Source organism: Nonomuraea monospora, assembly GCF_039531895.1.
In the GTDB taxonomy this organism is placed as follows: Bacteria; Actinomycetota; Actinomycetes; order Streptosporangiales; family Streptosporangiaceae; genus Nonomuraea; species Nonomuraea monospora.
This window is the reverse complement of record NZ_BAAAQX010000016.1, coordinates 41,898-59,111: the sequence shown is the minus strand read 5'-3', so window position 1 is coordinate 59,111 and position 17,214 is coordinate 41,898. Positions and strand designations below refer to the sequence as shown.

The following is a 17,214-nucleotide window of genomic DNA, read 5'->3' as shown; positions in this document are numbered from 1 at the left end:
GACATAAAGCCCGTTCTGCACGGCCAGGCACGAGATCACCTTGTGACCCTTCGGTTGTGAAACCTCTATGAACTCGGCAGTTCCGGTTGAGCACGAACTCGGAGTGCATTAGTGTCCAGCGACGATGTTCCCCGCGTGTCGCGCGCGCGGGGCACGCCCAATCCCCGCGAGGGGAGCCGGGGAACCACAGGCGGCGACCCCCATCGCCGCCCCCGGGGTGAATCCGAGTCGGTTCGGTAGGGCTGCTCCGGCCCGAACCCGTCAGCTAACCCGGTCGGCGTCGAGGAAGGGAGCATGGTTGGTGCGCACGCGCAACGGCGGGGAGAAGGCGGCGGGCAGGCACGCCCGCCCTCAGGAACGGCTCGGGCGATCACGCCGCCTGGGCGGTGTGGTGAGTCTCACACTCGCCGCCCTCCTGATAGCCATTCCCGTCGGCCCCGCCTCCGCCGACCCGGAACCGTCACTCCAGGACCTGGCCAAGCAGGTCGAGAAGATGCACAACGAGATCGAGACGCTGACCGAGGAGTACAACGGCCAGCGCGAGAAGCTCAAGACCGCCAAGAAGGCCGCCGACGCGGCGCAGAAGACGCTCTCGACCAGCGAGGCCGATCTGGAGGCCAAGCGCGCCAAGGCCGCGATGCTGGCGCAGAACGCGTACATCACCGGCGGGCTGAACCGCATGCTGGCGTTCGCCACCTCCAGCGACCCCGACACCTTCCTCGACCGCGCCGCCACCATGGACGTGCTGGAGCAGCAGCAGGGCGCGGAGGTCAACCAGGTCACCGCGGCCAGGGAGGCCGCCGAGCGCGCCAGGGCGGGCGCCAAGGCCCGCATCGACGAGGTCCAGGAGATCGTCTCCGACCTCGACGGCAAGCGCGACAAGATCACCAAGCTGGTCACCAAGGTCGAGAGCAACCTGTTCAGGCGGGCCCTGGGCGAGGCCGGCCGTCCCGGCACCCGGGCGCAGCGCGTCAACCTGCCGATCGCCGGCAGCGGCAAGGCCGCGCAGGCCGCCCGCTGGGCGCTCACACAGCAGCTCAAGCCGTACGTCTGGGGCGCGGAAGGCCCCGGCTCCTACGACTGCTCCGGCCTCGTCATGGCGGCCTACCAGAAGGTCGGCATCTCCCTGCCGCACTACACCGGCAGCCAGTGGACCGCGGGCAGGCACATCTCACGCGAGGAGCTGCGGCCCGGCGACCTGGTGTTCTTCTACAGCGACCTGCACCACGTCGGCATCTACCTCGGCGGCGGCATGATGGTGCACGCGCCGCAGACCGGTGACGTGGTGCGGATCGCCTCGCTCGCCAACAGGCCGTTCGCGGGCGCGGTACGCATCGCCGACTGACCTCCCCGTGCCTCCCCGCCGCTAGATCAACTGGCGGCGGGCCGCCCAGGCCACGGCTTCGATCGCCGTGGCGACACCGATGCGATCACAGATGCCGCGTAACCTGCGGCGCACCGTACGCCCGCTGATATCCAGGCGTCTGCCCACCCGGTCGACCGTGACTCCCTTGGCCAGCTCCGCCAGCAGCGCAAGATCCGCATGGCTCAGCTCAATGCCTTCAGTGAGCACATCCATCGGGAGCCCTCCCCCCCAACAGCTGAACAGTGGCCTCGGGACCGGGCCAAAGTCGCTCCTCGCAGACGGTAAACGCATCGTGGAAAGGTCGTCAAGCATGACAATCTCTGCTCTTGACGAGCGCTATTGACATGATCCGATATATGTGACCTACTCGCGATATGTCAGCACCGATCAGCCCGCGATGAGCGATCCCAAGGAGCCTTCCGGCGCTCCGGAACCCGCGGTTTCCGACCCCGTTGACATCCTGGGTTTTGATCCGTTCGATCGCGAATTTCTGCGTGATCCTTATGCCCGCTACCGCGAGCTGAGCGCGCGCGGCGCCCTCTTCCGTACGCGTGCGGGCCTGCTCGTCGCCACCACGCACGAGCTCTGCGCGACCCTGCTGCGCGACCCGCGCTTCGGCCGCGGCTCCGGCAGGCCGACCGGCGGAGAGCCAGGTCAGCCCACGCCCTCCTTCCTGTGGCTGGACCCGCCCGACCACACCAGGCTGCGCGCCCTGGTGAGCAGGGCGTTCACCCCGCGCATGATCGAACGGCTGCGCCCGCGCGTCGAGGCGATCACGGCGTCGCTGATCCGCGAGCTGCCGGAAGAGGCCGACCTCGTGTCCGGGCTGGCCTACCCGCTGCCGGTGATGGTGATCAGCGAGATGCTCGGGGTGCCTCAGGAGGATCACGAACGCTTTCGCGGCTGGAGCGAGAAGCTGGCCCGCGGCCTTGACCCGATGCTTACAGCAGACCTCTTATCGGAAACCGGCCGGGCCAGAAGGGAGTTCGGCGACTACTTCCGCGAGCTCGCCGCGATCAGGCGGGAGCGGCCGGGCGACGACCTCCTGAGCGCCCTGACGGCCGTGCGGGAGCTGACCGAGGCCGAGTTGCTGGCGACCTGCGTGCTGCTGCTCGTGGCGGGCCACGAGACCACCGTGAACCTCATCGCCAACGGCGTCCTGGCCCTGCTCCGGCACGGCCTGCTGCCGCACGCGGCCGAGCGGCCCGGCCAGGTGGTGGAGGAGGTGCTCCGGTACGACCCGCCGGTGCAGCTCACCTCGCGGGTCGCTCTGGAGGACGTGACGCTCGGCGGCACACCGGTGCCCGCGGGCGCCCCGGTGATGGCCGTGATAGGCGCGGCCAATCGCGACCCGGCCGTCTTTCCCGATCCCGGCCGCTTCGACGTGACCCGCTCGCCGGAGCGGCACCTCGCCTTCGGGCTCGGCATCCACTTCTGCCTCGGGGCCACGCTGGCGCGGATGGAGGGTGAGATCGCGCTGTCGGCGCTCGCCTCGGCGGTGCCCGGGCTGGAGCTGGCCGATCCGGATCCGCCGTACAAGGAGAACCTGGTGCTGCGCGGGCTGGCCTCGCTGCCCGTACGGGTGAAGAGGTAGGTTACGCACTGCCAGGTGCCTACTTCCCGAAAGAGAGTTACCGCTCCTAGGGTCACCGGCATGACGAACACCATGCGCGCACTCATCGGCGGCTCCGGCGCTCCCCTCCTCGTGGAGGCGCCCGTGCCGGAGCCCGGCCCCCAGCAGGTCCTGATCAAGGTCGCGGCTGCCGCGGTGAACCCCTTCGACCTGGCGATCGCTGCCGGAACGGTGGCCGACTACGGCGTGGCCCGCAGGCTGGAGTCCTACGGGCTCGGGTTCGACGTCGCCGGGGTCGTGGACCGGGTGGGCGAAGGGGCGCCGTTCCTTCCCGGGCAGGAGGTCGTCGGGCTGGCCGCGCGGCTGGAGCTGCCGACCAAGGCCCAGGCGGAGTACGTGGTGCTGGACGCCTCGGCGGTGGCCAGGGCGCCGCGCGGGCGTACGGCCGTGGAGGCGGCCACGATCCCGCTCAACGCGCTCACCGCCTGGCAGGCGCTCGACCGCGCCGGCGCGGGGGCGGGCCGGACCCTGCTGGTCACGGGCGCGGCGGGGGCCGTGGGCGGCTACCTGGTCGAGCTGGCCGCGCTGCGGGGCGCGCGGGTGGTGGCGGTCGCGGGCGCCGGCGACGAGGAGCTGGTCCGGAAAATGGGGGCCGAGTGGTTCATAGCGCGCGGCGGGGACCTGGCCGGGTCCGTGCGGGCCTTGGTGCCGGGCGGGGTGGATGCCGTGGTGGACGCGGCGGTGCTGGGGCTGGCGGCGCTCGACGCGGTCAGGGACGGCGGCGCCTTCGTGGCGCTGACGGCCGGGGCGGCGCCCGTCGGGCTGCGCGGCATCGACGTGGCCACCGTGTTCTTCCGGGCCGACGCGGCTCAGCTCGCCGAGGTGGTGCGGCTGGTGGAGGCCGGACAGGTGACGACGCGCGTGGCCGGGACGTACCCGCTGGAGAAGGCGGCGGACGCGCACGCCCGCCTGGCCGCGGGCGGGGTGCGCGGACGCCTGGTGCTGGTGCCCTGAACCCCCCGGCCGGCCCGCTCGCGGCGGGCGGGCCGACGGGGGGCGGAGCGCTTACTGGGTGGGCTTGACCAGCGGGAACAGGATGGTCTCGCGGATGTTCTTGCCGGTGAACGCCATGATCAGCCGGTCGATGCCCGCCCCCATGCCCCCGGTGGGCGGCATGGCGTACTCCAGCGCCTGCAAGAAGTCCTCGTCGAGCTGCATGGCCTCCGGGTCGCCCCCGGCGGCCAGCAGGGACTGCTCGACCAGGCGGCGGCGCTGGTCGATCGGGTCGTTCAGCTCGGAGAAGGCGGTGCCCAGCTCGGTGCCGAACCCGATGAGGTCCCACTTCTCGGTCAGCAGCGGGTCGTCGCGGTGCACGCGGGCCAGCGGTGAGGTCTCCACCGGGTAGTCCATGACGAACGTGGGCTGGATCAGCGTGTGCTCCACCAGCTCCTCGAACAGCTCCTGCACGAGCTTGCCCGCGCCCCACTTGGGGTCCCAGTGGATCTCGCGCCGATCGGCGATCTTGCGCAGCTCCTCCAGGCTGGTGGCGGTGGTGATCTCCTCGCCCACCGCCTCGGAGACGAGGTGGTGCAGCGGGACGCGCGGCCACTGGACGCCGCCGAGGTCGACCTCGGCGCCCTCGTGCACGACCACCGTGGTGTCGAGCGAGGCCAGGGCGGCCCGCTGGATCATCCGCTGCGTCAGGTCGGCCATGTCGTGGTAATCGAGGTAGGTTCCGTAGGCCTCGACCATGGTGAACTCCGGGTTGTGCGTGGAGTCCGCGCCCTCGTTGCGGAAGGTCCTGCTGATCTCGAAGACCTTCTCGATGCCGCCCACCACGAGCCGCTTGAGGTAGAGCTCGATCGCGATGCGAAGGTAGAGCTCCATGTCGTAGGCGTTGATGTGGGTCTTGAACGGCCGGGCCGCCGCGCCGCCGTGGATCGGCTGCAGCATCGGCGTCTCGACCTCGAGGTAGCCCTCCTCGTGCCAGAAGTCGCGCACCGCGCGGACCGCGGCGCTGCGCACCCGGGCCATCTTCCTGGCGTCGTCGTTGACGATGAGGTCGACGTAGCGCTGGCGGACCCGCGCCTCGGGGTCGGTGAGCCCGATGTGCTTCTCCGGCAGCGGGCGCAGGCACTTGGCGGTGATCTGCCAGCTCTCGGCGAGGATGGACAGCTCGCCGCGGCGGGAGGTGATCACCTCGCCGGTCACGCCGATGTGGTCGCCGAGGTCGACGTCGCGCTTCCAGCGGGCCAGCGAGTCCTCGCCGACCTTGTCGAGCGAGATCATCACCTGCAGATCCGCGCTGCCGTCGCGGATGGTGGCGAAGCAGAGCTTGCCGCCCACGCGGTTGAGCATGACGCGCCCGACCACGCCGACCTGGTCACCGGTCGCGGTGTCGGGCTCCAGGCCCTGGTATTTCTCCCTGACCTCGGCGTTGGTCGCCGTGCGTGGGAAATTCACCGGGTAAGGGTCGACGCCTTCGCTGCGAAGGCGGTCGAGCTTCTCCCTCCGGATGCGCATCTGCTCGGGAAGTTCGTCGCTCACAACAACAAAGGGTAGGGGATATGGCGAACTGCAAGGGCTCGTCGGCTCCCTGAAGGAACGCTGCAGGGGCGCTGAAGGAACGCTGCAAGAGCCCCCGTTTACAACTTTCTTACGAGCTCGGGGGGGAGCCGGTAGGGAACCGGTCCAAAGGGAGCTCGAGGAGAGAAAGATGTTCAAGAAGATCGCGACCGGCCTCGCCGCTGTCGCCGCCACCACCGCCGTCGCCCTGGCGCTGCCGGCCTCGGCCCAGGCCGGCTCGTACGACTACTCCGACTACTGGGGCCCCGTCACCGCCAAGCACGACCTGGCCAGGGCGCAGGGCTGGATCGGCGTCGACTGGGACCACCACGGCGAGTCGAACGAGGTCACGGTCAAGGGCAAGCTGTGGGACCGGGACGCGCGCACCTACGAAGAGGGCGGCAAGTGCGCGTACGTCCAGTTCGAGGCCAGCGACTTCGACTACGACTGGTCGCCTGTCTACGCCAAGAAGTACTGCGGTTACCCCGGCTACAAGAAGTTCGGCTTCGAGGAGCACGACGTCTACAGCCTGCGGGTGAAGGTGTGCCAGATCGGCCCCAACGGCGGCTACCCGAAGAAGTGTGGCCCCTGGGAGTACCTCTACACCGCCGAGAGCGAGTAAGGCGAGGGCGGGAGAGGTACGTGATGGCGGGCGGTCCCCTGAAAGGGGGCCGCCCGCTTTTTCATGCGGTGTTGCGGTGGTAGATCAGCCGGAGCCCGATGAGCGTGAGCCAGGGCTCGTGCACGTCGATCGAGCGCGACTCGCCCACCACCAGGGCCGCGTGGCCGCCGGTGGCCACCACGGTCACCTCGTCGGGGTCGTCGGCCAGTTCGGCGGCCATGCGTTCGACGATGCCGTCCACCTGGCCGGCGAAGCCGTAGATGATGCCGGCCTGGAGCGCCTCGACGGTATTCTTGGCGATCACCGAGCGCGGCCTGACCAGCTCGACCTTGTGCAGTTGCGCGCCGGCGGCGGCCAGCGCGTCCACGGAGATCTCGATGCCGGGGGCGGTGACGGCGCCGACGTACTCGCCCTTGGCCGAGACCGCGTCGAAGGAGGTGGCGGTGCCGAAGTCGACGATGACGCAGGGGCCGCCGTACTGGTCGATGGCGGCCAAGGCGTTCACGATGCGGTCGCTGCCGACCTCCTTGGGGTTGTCCATGCGCACGGGCACCCCGGTGCGGATGCCCGGCTCCACGATCACCGCGGTCACGTCGCCGTAGTAGCGGCGGCACATCTCGCGCATCTCGTTCAGCACACTGGGCACGGTGGAGCAGATGGCGATGCCGTCTACGTCGGCCCCCTTCAGCAGCGGCGACTGGGCCAGCAAGCCTTGCAGGACGACTGCGATCTCGTCGGCGGTGCGGCGGGCGTCGGTGGCGAGCCTCCAGTGCTCGATGACGTCCTCGCCCTCGAACAGCCCCAGCACTGTGTGCGTATTGCCGACGTCGATCGTGAGCAGCATCAATTACCCCCGCAGATCCAGTGCGATGTCAAGGGCCGGCGCTGAGTGCGTTAGCGCTCCCACCGCAAGGTAGTCAACGCCAGTTTCCGCCACATCACGGGCCGATTCCAAGGTCAATCCCCCGCTGGCCTCAAGAGCAACCCTGTTTTTCGCCCGATTTTTCACGATGTGGACAGCGCGAGCTGTGTCCTCGACCGTGAAGTTGTCCAGCAGGATCAGCTCGGCGCCCTCCTCCAGAACGGGGTCGAGCTGGTCGAGCCGGTCGATCTCCACCTCGATCGGCAGGTCCGGGTAGCGCTCCCTGACCGCCCTGAACGCCTCGGCCACGCCTCCGGCGGCCACCACGTGGTTGTCCTTGATGAGCGCGGCGTCCGACAGCGACATGCGGTGGTTGACGCCACCGCCGCAGCGCACGGCGTACTTCTCCAGGGCGCGCAGGCCCGGCAGCGTCTTGCGGCTGTCGCGCACGCGCGCGGTGGTGCCGCCGATCGCCTCGACCCACCGGCCGGTCAGCGTGGCCACCCCGGACAGGTGCGTGAGCAGGTTGAGCGCGGTGCGCTCGGCCGTCAGCAGCCCACGCACCGGCCCTTCGACGGTCATCAGCACGTCGCCGGCCCTGACCTGCTCGCCGTCCTTGGACACGCGCTCGGCCCTGGCCGCCCCCAGCCGCACGAACACGGCCTCGGCCACCGCCAGCCCGGCCACGACGCCGTCCTTGCGGGCCACCACGTCGGCCACCGAGCGCTGGCCGGCGGGGATGGTGGCCAGGCTGGTGACGTCGCCCGCCTCCTGGAGGTCCTCGGCGAGCGCCCGGTCGATCAGCGCGTCCACCTCGGCGGGGTCCAGCCCGGCGGCGGTCAGCTCGTGCGCCAGGCGCGCCGGCATCGTGTCGCCGTGCGGCGTGTACGTCATGCGCAGGCCCTCCTCCGTCAGGGTCACGTCCAGGTGCCCCAGCCATTCGTTGTCGTCGCGGCTCTCGTGATCCTCGCGCCAGTGTGAACCGCGCGTCTCCAGCCGGGCCGCCGCCGCGCCGGTGAGTGCGGTGGCGACGGTCAGCAGGTTCGTGACCTCCCACGCCTCGGTGCAGGGGGCCACCTGGATCGGGGTCCAGCGGGCGTCGCGCAGCGCCCTGGCGGTGGCGATCAGCGACTCGCGGCTGCGCAGCACGCTCGCCCCGGTGCTCATGTGGGCCTGGATCCTGGGCCTGACCCTCGGGTCCACCAGGCCGGGCTCGGCCCCGCTCGCGACGGGCGCACCCGGCGCCGGGTTCGTGGCGTGGATGTCCTCGGCGATGCGCTCGGCGAAGACCAGCCCTTCGAGCAGCGAGTTGGAGGCCAGCCTGTTCGCGCCGTGCACGCCGGTGCAGGCGACCTCGCCGCAGGCGTACAGGCCGTCGATGGAGGTGCGGCCGTGCAGATCGGTGTGGACGCCGCCGCTGGCGTAGTGGGCGGCGGGCGCGACGGGGATCGGCTGGGTGACCGGGTCGATGCCGTGCTCGCGGCAGACCGCGTAGATCGTCGGGAAGCGGGACTCCCACTTGTCGCGGCCGAAGTGCCGGCCGTCCAGGTACACGTGGTCGCGTCCCGTCTCGCGGATGACGCGCAGGATGGCCTTGGCGACGACGTCGCGCGGCGCCAGGTCGGCCAGCTCGTGCACGCCGGCCATGAACCGGTTGCCCTCGTGGTCGGTCAGGTAGGCGCCCTCGCCCCTGACCGCCTCCGAGATCAGCGGCTGCTGGCCGGTCGAGCCCTCGCCGAGCCACAGCACGGTCGGGTGGAACTGGACGAACTCGATGTCCCTGACGACGGCCCCGGCCCGCAGGGCGAGCGCCACGCCGTCGCCGGTGGAGACGGCGGGGTTGGTGGTGGCGGCGTAGACCTGGCCCATGCCGCCGGTGGCCAGGACCACCGCCCTGGCGCGCACCGCGCCGACGCCGTCACGCGCGCCCTCGCCCATGACGTGCAGCGTCACGCCGGCGGCCCGGCCGCCGGCGTCCTTGAGCAGGTCGAGCACGAGCGCGTGCTCGATCACCTCGATGCCGGCCGCCCTGATCGCCTCGACGAGCGCCCGCTGCACCTCGGCGCCCGTGGCGTCGCCGCCGGCGTGCGTGATCCTGCTCCGCCGGTGCCCGCCTTCCCTGGTGAGCTGGAGCTCCCCCTCGGGGGTCCGGTCGAAGCGGGCGCCGCGCGCCATGAGCCGCCGCACCGCGCCGGGGCCCTCGGTGACCAGGGTGCGCACCGCCCGCACGTCGCACAGGCCCACTCCGGCGATCAGCGTGTCGTTCAGGTGTTCGTCAGGGGTGTCGCGCGGGTCGAGCACGGCCGCGATGCCGCCCTGCGCCCAGCGGGTGGAGCCCGCCGACAGCACGTCCTTGGTGACGACCAGGATCTTGGCCGCCGGATCCAGCTCGGCATAGTGCAGGGCCACGGTCAGGCCCGCCACGCCGGAGCCCACGACGACCACGTCCGCCTCGACGGTCCAGCCAGGCTCGGGCGCCGTCAGCCGCAGGGGAATCACCGGTGCGCTCATTGGGGGTCTCCTCACTGGGCGATCTCGTCAGGATGACGATAATCCCTGGAGTGCCTATTTCGTCAATATGACGATAACGCCTGGAGTGAGAGGAACATGCCCCGGGGTTGCTCAGTCGCCTCCGCTCTTCCTGATGAACGCCTCGTAATCGGCGAACGGCTCCAGCCCCATGGCCCTGCGGCGCTCGTCCAGCAGCTCGGGATCCTCGATCGGCATGGGCTCCAGCCCGTCGCCGCCGTTGTGGAACTGGGTGCCGTAGAGCTGGGGACGGCCGGAGCGCACGCGTACGCGGTCCTCCAGGTAGGCGAAGTCGCGCGCCGAGGCCTCGTCGGAGTCCACCGCGTCGGCCATCACCTCGCGGAACAGGCGCTGCACGCCCCTGGAGGTCGCGTGCTGCGCCAGCAGCCAGGCCGCCCGCGCCGCCCGCTCCCCCACCTGGGAGATCAGCGGCCAGCCCCGGGTCGCGACGACGGAGTAGAGCCAGGCCGTGTTGCCCTCGTCGAGCCGCTGCAGGCGCGCCAGCCGCTTGTCGCCTGGGACGCCCTTGGCCGGGTCGCGCATGGCCTGGTCCATCTCCATGCGCCGGATCAGCTCGTCCCTCAGCTCCTCATCCGTCATGCTCCCGACGGTAAACCGCCTCAGGCGGGATTCAAGGTGAGTGTGACGTTGTCGATCAGCCGCGTGCTGCCCACCTTGGCCGCCACCGCGAGCACGGCCAGGCCCTCGTAGCCCTCGCTCACCTCGGCGAACGTGGCAGGGTCCACCAGGGCCAGATAGTCGAGGTCGAGCCCGGGGCCTGCCTCGTCGAGCACCGCGCGCGCGGTCTGCCTGATCTCGGCGGGGGTGAACCGGGCCGCGCCCGCGCGCAGCGCGCGCGACAGCGTCACCGCCACCTGGCGGTCGCCGTCGGACAGGTAGCGGTTGCGGCTGGACAGGGCCAGCCCGTCGGGCTCGCGTACGGTCGGCGCGCCCAGGATCTCGATCGGCAGGTCGAGGTCGGCGACCATGCGGCGGATCAGGGCGAGCTGCTGGGCGTCCTTCTGGCCGAACACCGCCAGGTCGGGCTGCACCAGGTTGAACAGCTTGAGCACGATCGTGAGCACGCCGTCGAAGTGCCCCGGCCTGAAGGCGCCCTCGACGACCCGGCCCATCTCGCCGGCGGAGACGCTCACCTGGCGGTCGGCGGCGTACAGGTCGTCGGCCGCCGGGTGGAAGACGACGTCCACGCCCTCCTCCCGGCACACCTCAAGATCGGCATCGAATGTACGGGGATAGCGCGAAAAATCCTCGTTTGGGCCGAATTGCAGGGGGTTGACGAAGATGCTGACCACGACCTGATCGGCGCGGACCCGGGCCTGCCTGATCAGCGACCGGTGGCCCTCGTGGAGCGCGCCCATGGTCGGCACCAGCGCCACCGTTCCGGCACGGCGCGCCTTGACCAGGTCATCCCGGCCCCTGGCGACGATCAGATCCATAACAGCCCTCCCAACGCGACGGTCAGGTCCATATATTGCCCCCCAGTGCGTCGAGCAGCCGCTCCGCCTCCTCCGGTTTGAGCAACCCGGCGGCGAGCGCCCGGTCGGCGGTGAGCCGGGCCAGCGCGACGTAGGCGTCGGCCGCCTCGGGAGCGGCCAGGATGAGCGCGTCGACGTGTTTGCGCACGGTGCCCGCGTCGCCACGGACGACGGGGCCGGTCAGGCCCGCGATGCCCAGCCGCAGCACGTTGTCGAGCGCCGCGCCGAGCAGCGGGCCCAGCATCCGGCCCGGGTGATCGACGCCGATGCCGCGCAGCAGGTCGGAGGACTCGGCGATGAGCGTGACCATGTGGTTGGCGGCGTTGGCCAGGGCCGCGTGGTAGAGCGGGCGGTCGGCGTCGGCGATCCACACCGGCTCGCCGCCCATCTCGATCACCAGGGCCTCGGCGACGGGGCGCAGCAACTCGGGGGCGGTGACGCCGTACGAGATGCCGGTGAGCTTGTTGAGGTCGTCGTCCCTGCCCGTGAACGTCATCACCGGGTGCAGCGCGAGCGGCAGCGCTCCCGCGCCGGCCGCCGGGTCGAGCACCGACAGCCCGTACGCGCCGCTGGTGTGCACCAGCATCTTGCCCTTGAGGTCGGCGCCGGTGCTGGCGAGCCCGCTGACGAGGTCGGGCAGCGCGTCGTCGGGGACGGTGAGCAGGACGAGCTGGGCCGCCCCCACCACCTCGTCGGGCCTGGACGGCGTGACGCCGAGCCGGTCGGCCGCCCATCGCTGCGAGTTGTCGGACACACCGCTGGCGGCCACGACCCGGTGGCCCGCCTGGGCCAGCGCGGCGCCGAGAGCGGAGCCGACCTTGCCCGCCCCGAGCACGCCGACGGTCAGCCGTGCCGGGCGATCCCCTGCGTCCATGACGTCTCACCCCTGTCGACCGTGATGGCACTGCCGACCAGCGTAACGGCCTCTCAGGGTGGCGAGCGTGACCGGTGTTTTGCCGCGCGTTGAGTTATTCGCAAATGCGACAAGGGCAGTCAAAAGGTGCACCCCCTGTCGGAAGAGATGAGGAGAGGGGTTCATCGCATGGCAGCGGGCGCCGAGCCCCGGATCGAGGCACGACGCCCGCGCGATGCGACCTCTTGGAGGTGCGCCGGTCGATCACCCGCCGACTGACCGACCGGAGGAAGAGCCCGGGCCGACCTGCGTCAGCCCGGGCTCTTTCCATCAGTAGTGGTGGGGGCCGTTGACGACCGCGCCGCCCTTGCAACCGGCGACCGCGACGCCGATGACGGCCACGGCGTTGCCGCAGACGTTGATCGGGGCGGTGATCGGGGCGACCACCTGGTTGCCGGAGAGCACACCGCCGCCGCCGTTGGTGACGATGTCGGCGTGCGCCGGGACGGCCAGCGACATCATGGCAACGGCTCCGGTGACGACCAGGACCTTCTTCAGCACGAGGGCTTCCTCTCGGTTTCGCGGCACACTGGCCGCTGGTGCATGTTCGGGAGCGGCCGGCTTCGGCCAATTGGGGGTTGGCGGAACGCGACCACTCGGTGACAATGGGTAAACGTTACCTCAAGCACGCGACCTTGAGTAGCCATATGATGACAGTGCGTGTGTGTCGCGAGTCATGAGATAGTCCTGGGCATGTGGCTCACCTGGCGCGTCGCAACGGAGCGCGCGCTGTACGGCGAGGAGGGCTTCTACCTCCGCGAACGCCCGTCAGGCCACTTCCGCACCTCGGTCAGCGCCTCGGCGGCCTTCGCCGACGCGGTGCTGGCGCTGCTCGCGGAGGTGGACGCCGAACTCGGCGAACCAGACGTGCTCGACCTGGTCGACATCGGCGCCGGCGAGGGGGTGCTGATCACGCAGGTGCTGGACGCGGCCGGGCCGCGCCTGCGCGACCGGCTGCGCGTCACCGCCGTCGACCTCTCGCCCCGGCCCGCCGGCCTGCCCGACCGGGTCGAGTGGACGCCGAGCCTGCCCACGGAGATCCAGGGGCTGGCCATCGCCAACGAGTGGCTGGACAACGTGCCGCTCGACGTGGTCGAGCAGACCCCGGAAGGGCCGCGGCTCGTCATGGTCAACGTGCACACCGGCGAGGAGCGGGTCGGCGGCGCGCTGCGGCCGGCCGACCGGAGCTGGCTGGAACGGTGGTGGCCGCTCGGCCGGGTGGGCACCCGGGCCGAGATCGGGCGGCCCCGCGACGAGGCTTGGGCGTCGGTTCTCGTGCGCCTCACCAGGGGGCGGGCGATCGCCATCGATTATGCACACCCTGTGGACAACCGGCCGCTGCACGGCACGCTCACGGGGTACCGCGACGGGGCGGTCGTCAGCCCCGTACCCGACGGGACCTGCGACATCACCGCTCACGTGGCCCTCGACGCGTGCGCGGAGGCCGGGCGGCGGGCCGGCGCGATATCCACAACCTTGTCCACACAGCGGGAGGAACTGCGGAGGCTGGGGCTCACCGGGGAGCGGCCGCCGCTGGAGCTGGCCCGCAGCGATCCGCGCGGCTACCTCCGGGCCCTGGCGCGGGCCTCGGAGGAGGGCGAGCTGATCGACGCGTCGGGGCTCGGCGGCTTCGGCTGGCTCAGCCAGTCGCGCTGAGCTTGCTTGAGGCGATCGCACCTCGTCTCAGGCGGTCGCGCCTCGTCTCAGGCGGTCGCGCCTCGCTTCCGGCTGTCGCGCCTCGGGTCAGGCGGTCGCCGTGAGTTCCAGTGCTTCCAAGCCCCGGATCACGTAGCCGGGCTTCCACGACGGCTCCTCGCGCAGTTCCAGCGTGGCCGCCCGGTCCAGCAACGCGCCGAACGACTCCAGCAGCTCGATCCTGGCCAGCGGCGCGCCCAGGCAGAAGTGGATCCCGGCGCCGAAGGAGATGTGCGGGTTGTCGGCGCGGCCCACGTCGAGCCGGTCCGGGTCCTCGAACACGGCGGGGTCCCGGTTCGCCGAGCCGAACAGCAGCGCCACCTCCGCCCCGCGCGGGATGCGCACGCCGTGCACCTCGACGTCCTCCAGCACCCACCGCTCGAACATCTGCAGCGGCGTGTCCCACCGCATCAGCTCCTCGACGGCGGTGGGCAGCAGGGACCGGTCGGCGCGCAGCCTGGCCAGCTCGCCGGGGTTCCTGAACAGGGACCACCAGCCGTTGCCCGTCACGTTCACGGTGGCCTCGTGGCCGGCGTTGAGCAGCAGGACGCAGGTGCCGACCAGCTCGTCCTCGGTCAGCTCGTCGATCTGGGCGAGGGCGCTGACGAGGTCGTCGCCTGGACTCCTGCGGCGCCTGGCGGCCAGGGCCTTGAGGTAGCCGGAGAACTCCGAGGCCGCGCGGACCGCGGTGTGCTGGGCGTCGGGCGACGGGTTGAGCTCGTACATGCCGCAGATGTCGGCGGACCAGGGGCGCAGCAGGTGGCGGTCCTGGTCGGGGATGCCGAGCATCTCGGCGATGACGGTGACGGGCAGCGGCTCGGCCACCTCGGCGATCAGGTCGCCGCCGCCTTTCTCCACGTACGCGTCCACGAGGCTCCCGGCGACGGCCCGGACGCGGGGACGCAGCGACTCGACCATGCGCGGGGTGAACGCCTTGGAGACCAGCCGGCGCAGCCTGGTGTGCACCGGCGGCTCCACGTCCAGCATGCCCGCTCTGATCACGCGCCAGAACGGCTCCTGGAACTCCGGCTCCGGCGGCTTGCCGAACTCCTCGTGGGTGGCCACGTGCAGGTAGGAGCGGCCCAGCCGGCGGTCTCTGAGCAGCGCGTTCACGTCGGCGTGCCGCGCGATGAGCCACTGGCCCGTCGGCTCGAAGTAGCTGACGGGCGCCTGGCGTCTCAGCTCGTCGTAGACCCGGTAGGGATAAGCCACAAAATCCGGATTCCAAGGATCAAAGCCCACTATTCCATCTTAGGAGCGGCTTCCTCCTGCTTCGTGTGCCTGCTCCGCATCCGGATGTTGAGCAGCTCCACGATGACGGAGAACGCCATCGCGAAGTAGATGAAGCCCTTGTTGATGTGCTGCTCCAGGCCCTCCGCCACGAGCACCACGCCGATCAGCACCAGGAACGCCAGCGCCAGCATCTTGATGCTCGGGTGGCTCTCCACGAACCTGCTGATCGGCCCGGAGGCGAACAGCATCACCAGCACGGACACCACGACGGCCGCGACCATCACGCCGATGTTGTTCACCATGCCGACGGCGGTGATCACGGAGTCCAGCGAGAACACGATGTCCAGCACCATGATCTGCAGGATCACCGAGCTGAAGGAGGCCGCGGCCGCCTGCTTGCCGTCCTTGCCGGTGGGGCCCTCCATGGCGTGGTGGATCTCCGTGACGCTCTTGCCCAGCAGGAACAGGCCGCCGAGCAGCAGGATCAGATCTCGTCCCGAGATCTCGTGGCCGAGGACGGTGAACAGCGGTTCGGTGAGCTGGACCACCCACGACAGGCCGAGCAGCAGGAGCAGCCGGCTGATCAGGGCGGCGGCCAGGCCGAGCACCCGCGCCCGGTCCCGCTGCTCAGGGGGCAGTTTGCCGGCCAGGATGGAGATGAAGATGATGTTGTCGATCCCGAGGACGATCTCCAGGGCGACAAGGGTGAAGAAGCCGATCCAGATGTTCGGGTCGGTCACCCAATCCAACATCTGCTCACCTCCATGACTCAGGGGGACATTTCAGGGGGTTTCCCGATAGCAACGAGTCACGGGTGGCATTAGTTCGCGGTCTTGCGTTTCATGCCCGGCTGTCGGTTATAGTTCACCACGTAGGTCATGAGTGCCAGCGACAAGCCCCGGCTAGCTGGCCGGCAACCCTCGCGTCCGCGGCGGGGTGCCCCGGGTGAAGACCTGGTCCGCCACGAGGTGTGGCGGGCAAGCGCGGGCTCCGTGGCTGCTCCCAGGGGTCCGATGACCCTTCAGGAGGCATGCCGTGTCCACGCTGACGATCTTCGACTCCGCCCGTGACGCCGCCGAGACCGCTCCCGCCGTCTCGACGAGCCGGCCGATCCCCGCCGTGCTCGGCGCCGACCTGGAGGTGCCCGTCAAGGGCGGCAGGCTCGTCGGGTACGCCAACCTGGACTACGCGGCCAGCGCCCCCTGTCTGGAGCCGGTCAGCGCCGCCGTCGCCGCCGCGCTCCCGGCCTACTCCAGCGTCCACCGCGGCGCCGGCTACGCCTCGCAGCTCACCACCGCCAGGTACGAGCAGGCCCGCCACACGGTCAGGGCGTTCGTCGGCGCCCGCCCCGACGACGCCGTGATCTTCACCCGCAACACCACCGACGCCACGAACCTGCTGGCCGGCTGCCTGCCCGCGGGCACCACCACCGTCGTCTTCGACACCGAGCACCACGCCTCCCTGCTGCCCTGGCCCGAGGCCGTCCGGCTGGCGCCGCCCGCCTTCCCCGGCGAGGCCGTGCGCGCCGCCGACGAGGCGCTGGCCGCGATCGACGGGCCGAAGCTGCTCGTCGTCACCGCCGCCTCCAACGTGACCGGCGAGCTGTGGCCGATCGCCGCCCTGGCCCACATCGCGCACCGGCACGGCGCCCGCATCCTGGTGGACGCGGCGCAGCTCGTCCCGCACCGCAAGCTCAACCTGACCGCGCTCGACCTCGACTACGTGGCCTTCTCCGGGCACAAGCTGTACGCGCCGTTCGGCGCCGGCGTGCTGATCGGGCGGCGCGACTGGCTGGCTGAGGGCAAGCCGTACCTCGCGGGCGGGGGCGCGGTGCGCTCCGTCGGCGTCGCCGAGGAGGGCACCGAGTGGCACGACGACCCCGAGCCGCGGCACGAGGCGGGCACCCCGAACGTGCTGGGCGCCATCGCCCTGGCCGCCGCCTGCGACGCGCTGACCGCCACCGGATGGACGGAGCTGGTCGCCGAGGAGGAGCGGCTGATCGCGCGGCTGCGGTCGGGGCTGGCCGCGATCGCGGGCGTACGGGAGCTGTCGCTGTGGGGGGACGATCACCCGCGGGTCGGCATCGTGTCGTTCACCGTGGCCGGGTACACCGCTCGCGAGGTGGCCGAGGCGCTGTCCGGCGAGTACGGCATCGGGGTGCGTGACGGCAAGTTCTGCGCGCACCCGTTCGTGCGGCACCTGCTCGGCAGCGCCGACGGCGGGTGCGAGGACGACACCGCCTCGGCGGTGCGGGCCTCGATCGGGATCGGCAGCACGCAGGAGCACGTGGACCGGCTGATCGAGGCCGTACGCGACCTGGTCTCCCGCCTCGCGTGACTCCGCGGCCTGGCCGCCTGGCA

Annotated in this window: 16 protein-coding genes and 2 riboswitches; of the genes, 6 read left to right on the top strand and 10 right to left on the bottom strand. The window is 70.9% G+C overall.

Annotated elements, in window-relative coordinates:
- The first annotated feature begins 144 nt into the window (after positions 1 to 144).
- Positions 145 to 295, top strand: a riboswitch (cyclic di-AMP (ydaO/yuaA leader).
- Positions 296 to 301: 6 nt separating this feature from the next.
- Positions 302 to 1,345: a C40 family peptidase gene (locus tag ABD331_RS28865; protein WP_344481098.1), complete on the top strand. Its 1,044-nt coding sequence runs from the start codon at positions 302 to 304 to the stop codon at positions 1,343 to 1,345.
- A 21-nt stretch (positions 1,346 to 1,366) separates the two neighbouring features.
- On the opposite strand, the gene ABD331_RS28860 is transcribed toward ABD331_RS28865, so the two are convergent.
- Positions 1,367 to 1,579, bottom strand: coding sequence for a LuxR C-terminal-related transcriptional regulator (locus ABD331_RS28860; protein ID WP_344481095.1), 213 nt, complete (start codon positions 1,577 to 1,579; stop codon positions 1,367 to 1,369).
- Positions 1,580 to 1,763: 184 nt separating this feature from the next.
- Between ABD331_RS28860 and ABD331_RS28855 the strand changes: the two genes are divergently transcribed.
- Positions 1,764 to 2,960 carry a cytochrome P450 gene (locus ABD331_RS28855; protein WP_344481092.1) on the top strand — a complete coding sequence of 399 codons (1,197 nt, stop codon included), beginning with the start codon at positions 1,764 to 1,766 and terminating at the stop codon, positions 2,958 to 2,960.
- 60 nt (positions 2,961 to 3,020) lie between these two features.
- Positions 3,021 to 3,953: an NADP-dependent oxidoreductase gene (locus ABD331_RS28850; RefSeq protein WP_344481089.1), complete on the top strand. Its 933-nt coding sequence runs from the start codon at positions 3,021 to 3,023 to the stop codon at positions 3,951 to 3,953.
- 51 nt (positions 3,954 to 4,004) lie between these two features.
- Here the strand turns inward: ABD331_RS28850 and lysX are convergent, their stop codons facing one another.
- Positions 4,005 to 5,699, bottom strand: coding sequence for a bifunctional lysylphosphatidylglycerol synthetase/lysine--tRNA ligase LysX (gene lysX, locus ABD331_RS28845; protein WP_344481538.1), 1,695 nt, complete (start codon positions 5,697 to 5,699; stop codon positions 4,005 to 4,007).
- Between lysX and ABD331_RS28840 the strand changes: the two genes are divergently transcribed.
- Positions 5,656 to 6,126, top strand: a complete 471-nt coding sequence (locus ABD331_RS28840) for a hypothetical protein (protein ID WP_344481087.1) — start codon at positions 5,656 to 5,658, stop codon at positions 6,124 to 6,126. The genes lysX and ABD331_RS28840 overlap by 44 nt on opposite strands.
- A 61-nt stretch (positions 6,127 to 6,187) precedes the next feature.
- Here the strand turns inward: ABD331_RS28840 and ABD331_RS28835 are convergent, their stop codons facing one another.
- The 6 genes from ABD331_RS28835 to ABD331_RS28810 all read right to left on the bottom strand — a co-directional run bounded on the left by ABD331_RS28835 (position 6,188) and on the right by ABD331_RS28810 (position 12,427).
- Positions 6,188 to 6,970: a type III pantothenate kinase gene (locus tag ABD331_RS28835; RefSeq protein WP_148438921.1), complete on the bottom strand. Its 783-nt coding sequence runs from the start codon at positions 6,968 to 6,970 to the stop codon at positions 6,188 to 6,190.
- Between the two features lie 3 nt (positions 6,971 to 6,973).
- The gene (locus ABD331_RS28830; RefSeq protein WP_344481083.1) at positions 6,974 to 9,499 is read right to left on the bottom strand and encodes an L-aspartate oxidase; all 2,526 of its coding nucleotides are present in this window, start codon (positions 9,497 to 9,499) and stop codon (positions 6,974 to 6,976) included.
- Positions 9,500 to 9,610: 111 nt separating this feature from the next.
- Entirely contained in the window at positions 9,611 to 10,117 is a 507-nt protein-coding gene (locus tag ABD331_RS28825; RefSeq protein ID WP_344481081.1) for a DUF6624 domain-containing protein, read from the bottom strand.
- 20 nt (positions 10,118 to 10,137) lie between these two features.
- Positions 10,138 to 10,974, bottom strand: a complete 837-nt coding sequence (gene panC / locus ABD331_RS28820; RefSeq protein ID WP_344481079.1) for a pantoate--beta-alanine ligase — start codon at positions 10,972 to 10,974, stop codon at positions 10,138 to 10,140.
- Positions 10,975 to 10,996: 22 nt separating this feature from the next.
- Positions 10,997 to 11,887: a Rossmann-like and DUF2520 domain-containing protein gene (locus ABD331_RS28815; RefSeq protein WP_344481076.1), complete on the bottom strand. Its 891-nt coding sequence runs from the start codon at positions 11,885 to 11,887 to the stop codon at positions 10,997 to 10,999.
- 309 nt (positions 11,888 to 12,196) lie between these two features.
- Positions 12,197 to 12,427, bottom strand: a complete 231-nt coding sequence (locus ABD331_RS28810) for a chaplin family protein (RefSeq protein WP_344481074.1) — start codon at positions 12,425 to 12,427, stop codon at positions 12,197 to 12,199.
- Between the two features lie 192 nt (positions 12,428 to 12,619).
- On the opposite strand from ABD331_RS28810, the gene ABD331_RS28805 reads away from it, so the two are divergent.
- Positions 12,620 to 13,582 (top strand): SAM-dependent methyltransferase, encoded by a 963-nt coding sequence (locus ABD331_RS28805; protein WP_344481072.1) that lies wholly within the window; start codon positions 12,620 to 12,622, stop codon positions 13,580 to 13,582.
- A gap of 87 nt (positions 13,583 to 13,669) precedes the next feature.
- On the opposite strand, the gene ABD331_RS28800 is transcribed toward ABD331_RS28805, so the two are convergent.
- Complete coding sequence (locus ABD331_RS28800) at positions 13,670 to 14,833, bottom strand: cytochrome P450 (protein WP_344481069.1); 1,164 nt, start codon at positions 14,831 to 14,833, stop codon at positions 13,670 to 13,672.
- Between the two features lie 29 nt (positions 14,834 to 14,862).
- Entirely contained in the window at positions 14,863 to 15,606 is a 744-nt protein-coding gene (locus ABD331_RS28795) for a TerC family protein (protein WP_344481067.1), read from the bottom strand.
- Positions 15,607 to 15,728: 122 nt separating this feature from the next.
- A riboswitch (SAM riboswitch) is annotated at positions 15,729 to 15,844 on the top strand.
- A 45-nt stretch (positions 15,845 to 15,889) separates the two neighbouring features.
- On the opposite strand from ABD331_RS28795, the gene ABD331_RS28790 reads away from it, so the two are divergent.
- Positions 15,890 to 17,191 carry an aminotransferase class V-fold PLP-dependent enzyme gene (locus tag ABD331_RS28790; RefSeq protein ID WP_344481065.1) on the top strand — a complete coding sequence of 434 codons (1,302 nt, stop codon included), beginning with the start codon at positions 15,890 to 15,892 and terminating at the stop codon, positions 17,189 to 17,191.
- Positions 17,192 to 17,214: the final 23 nt, after the last annotated feature.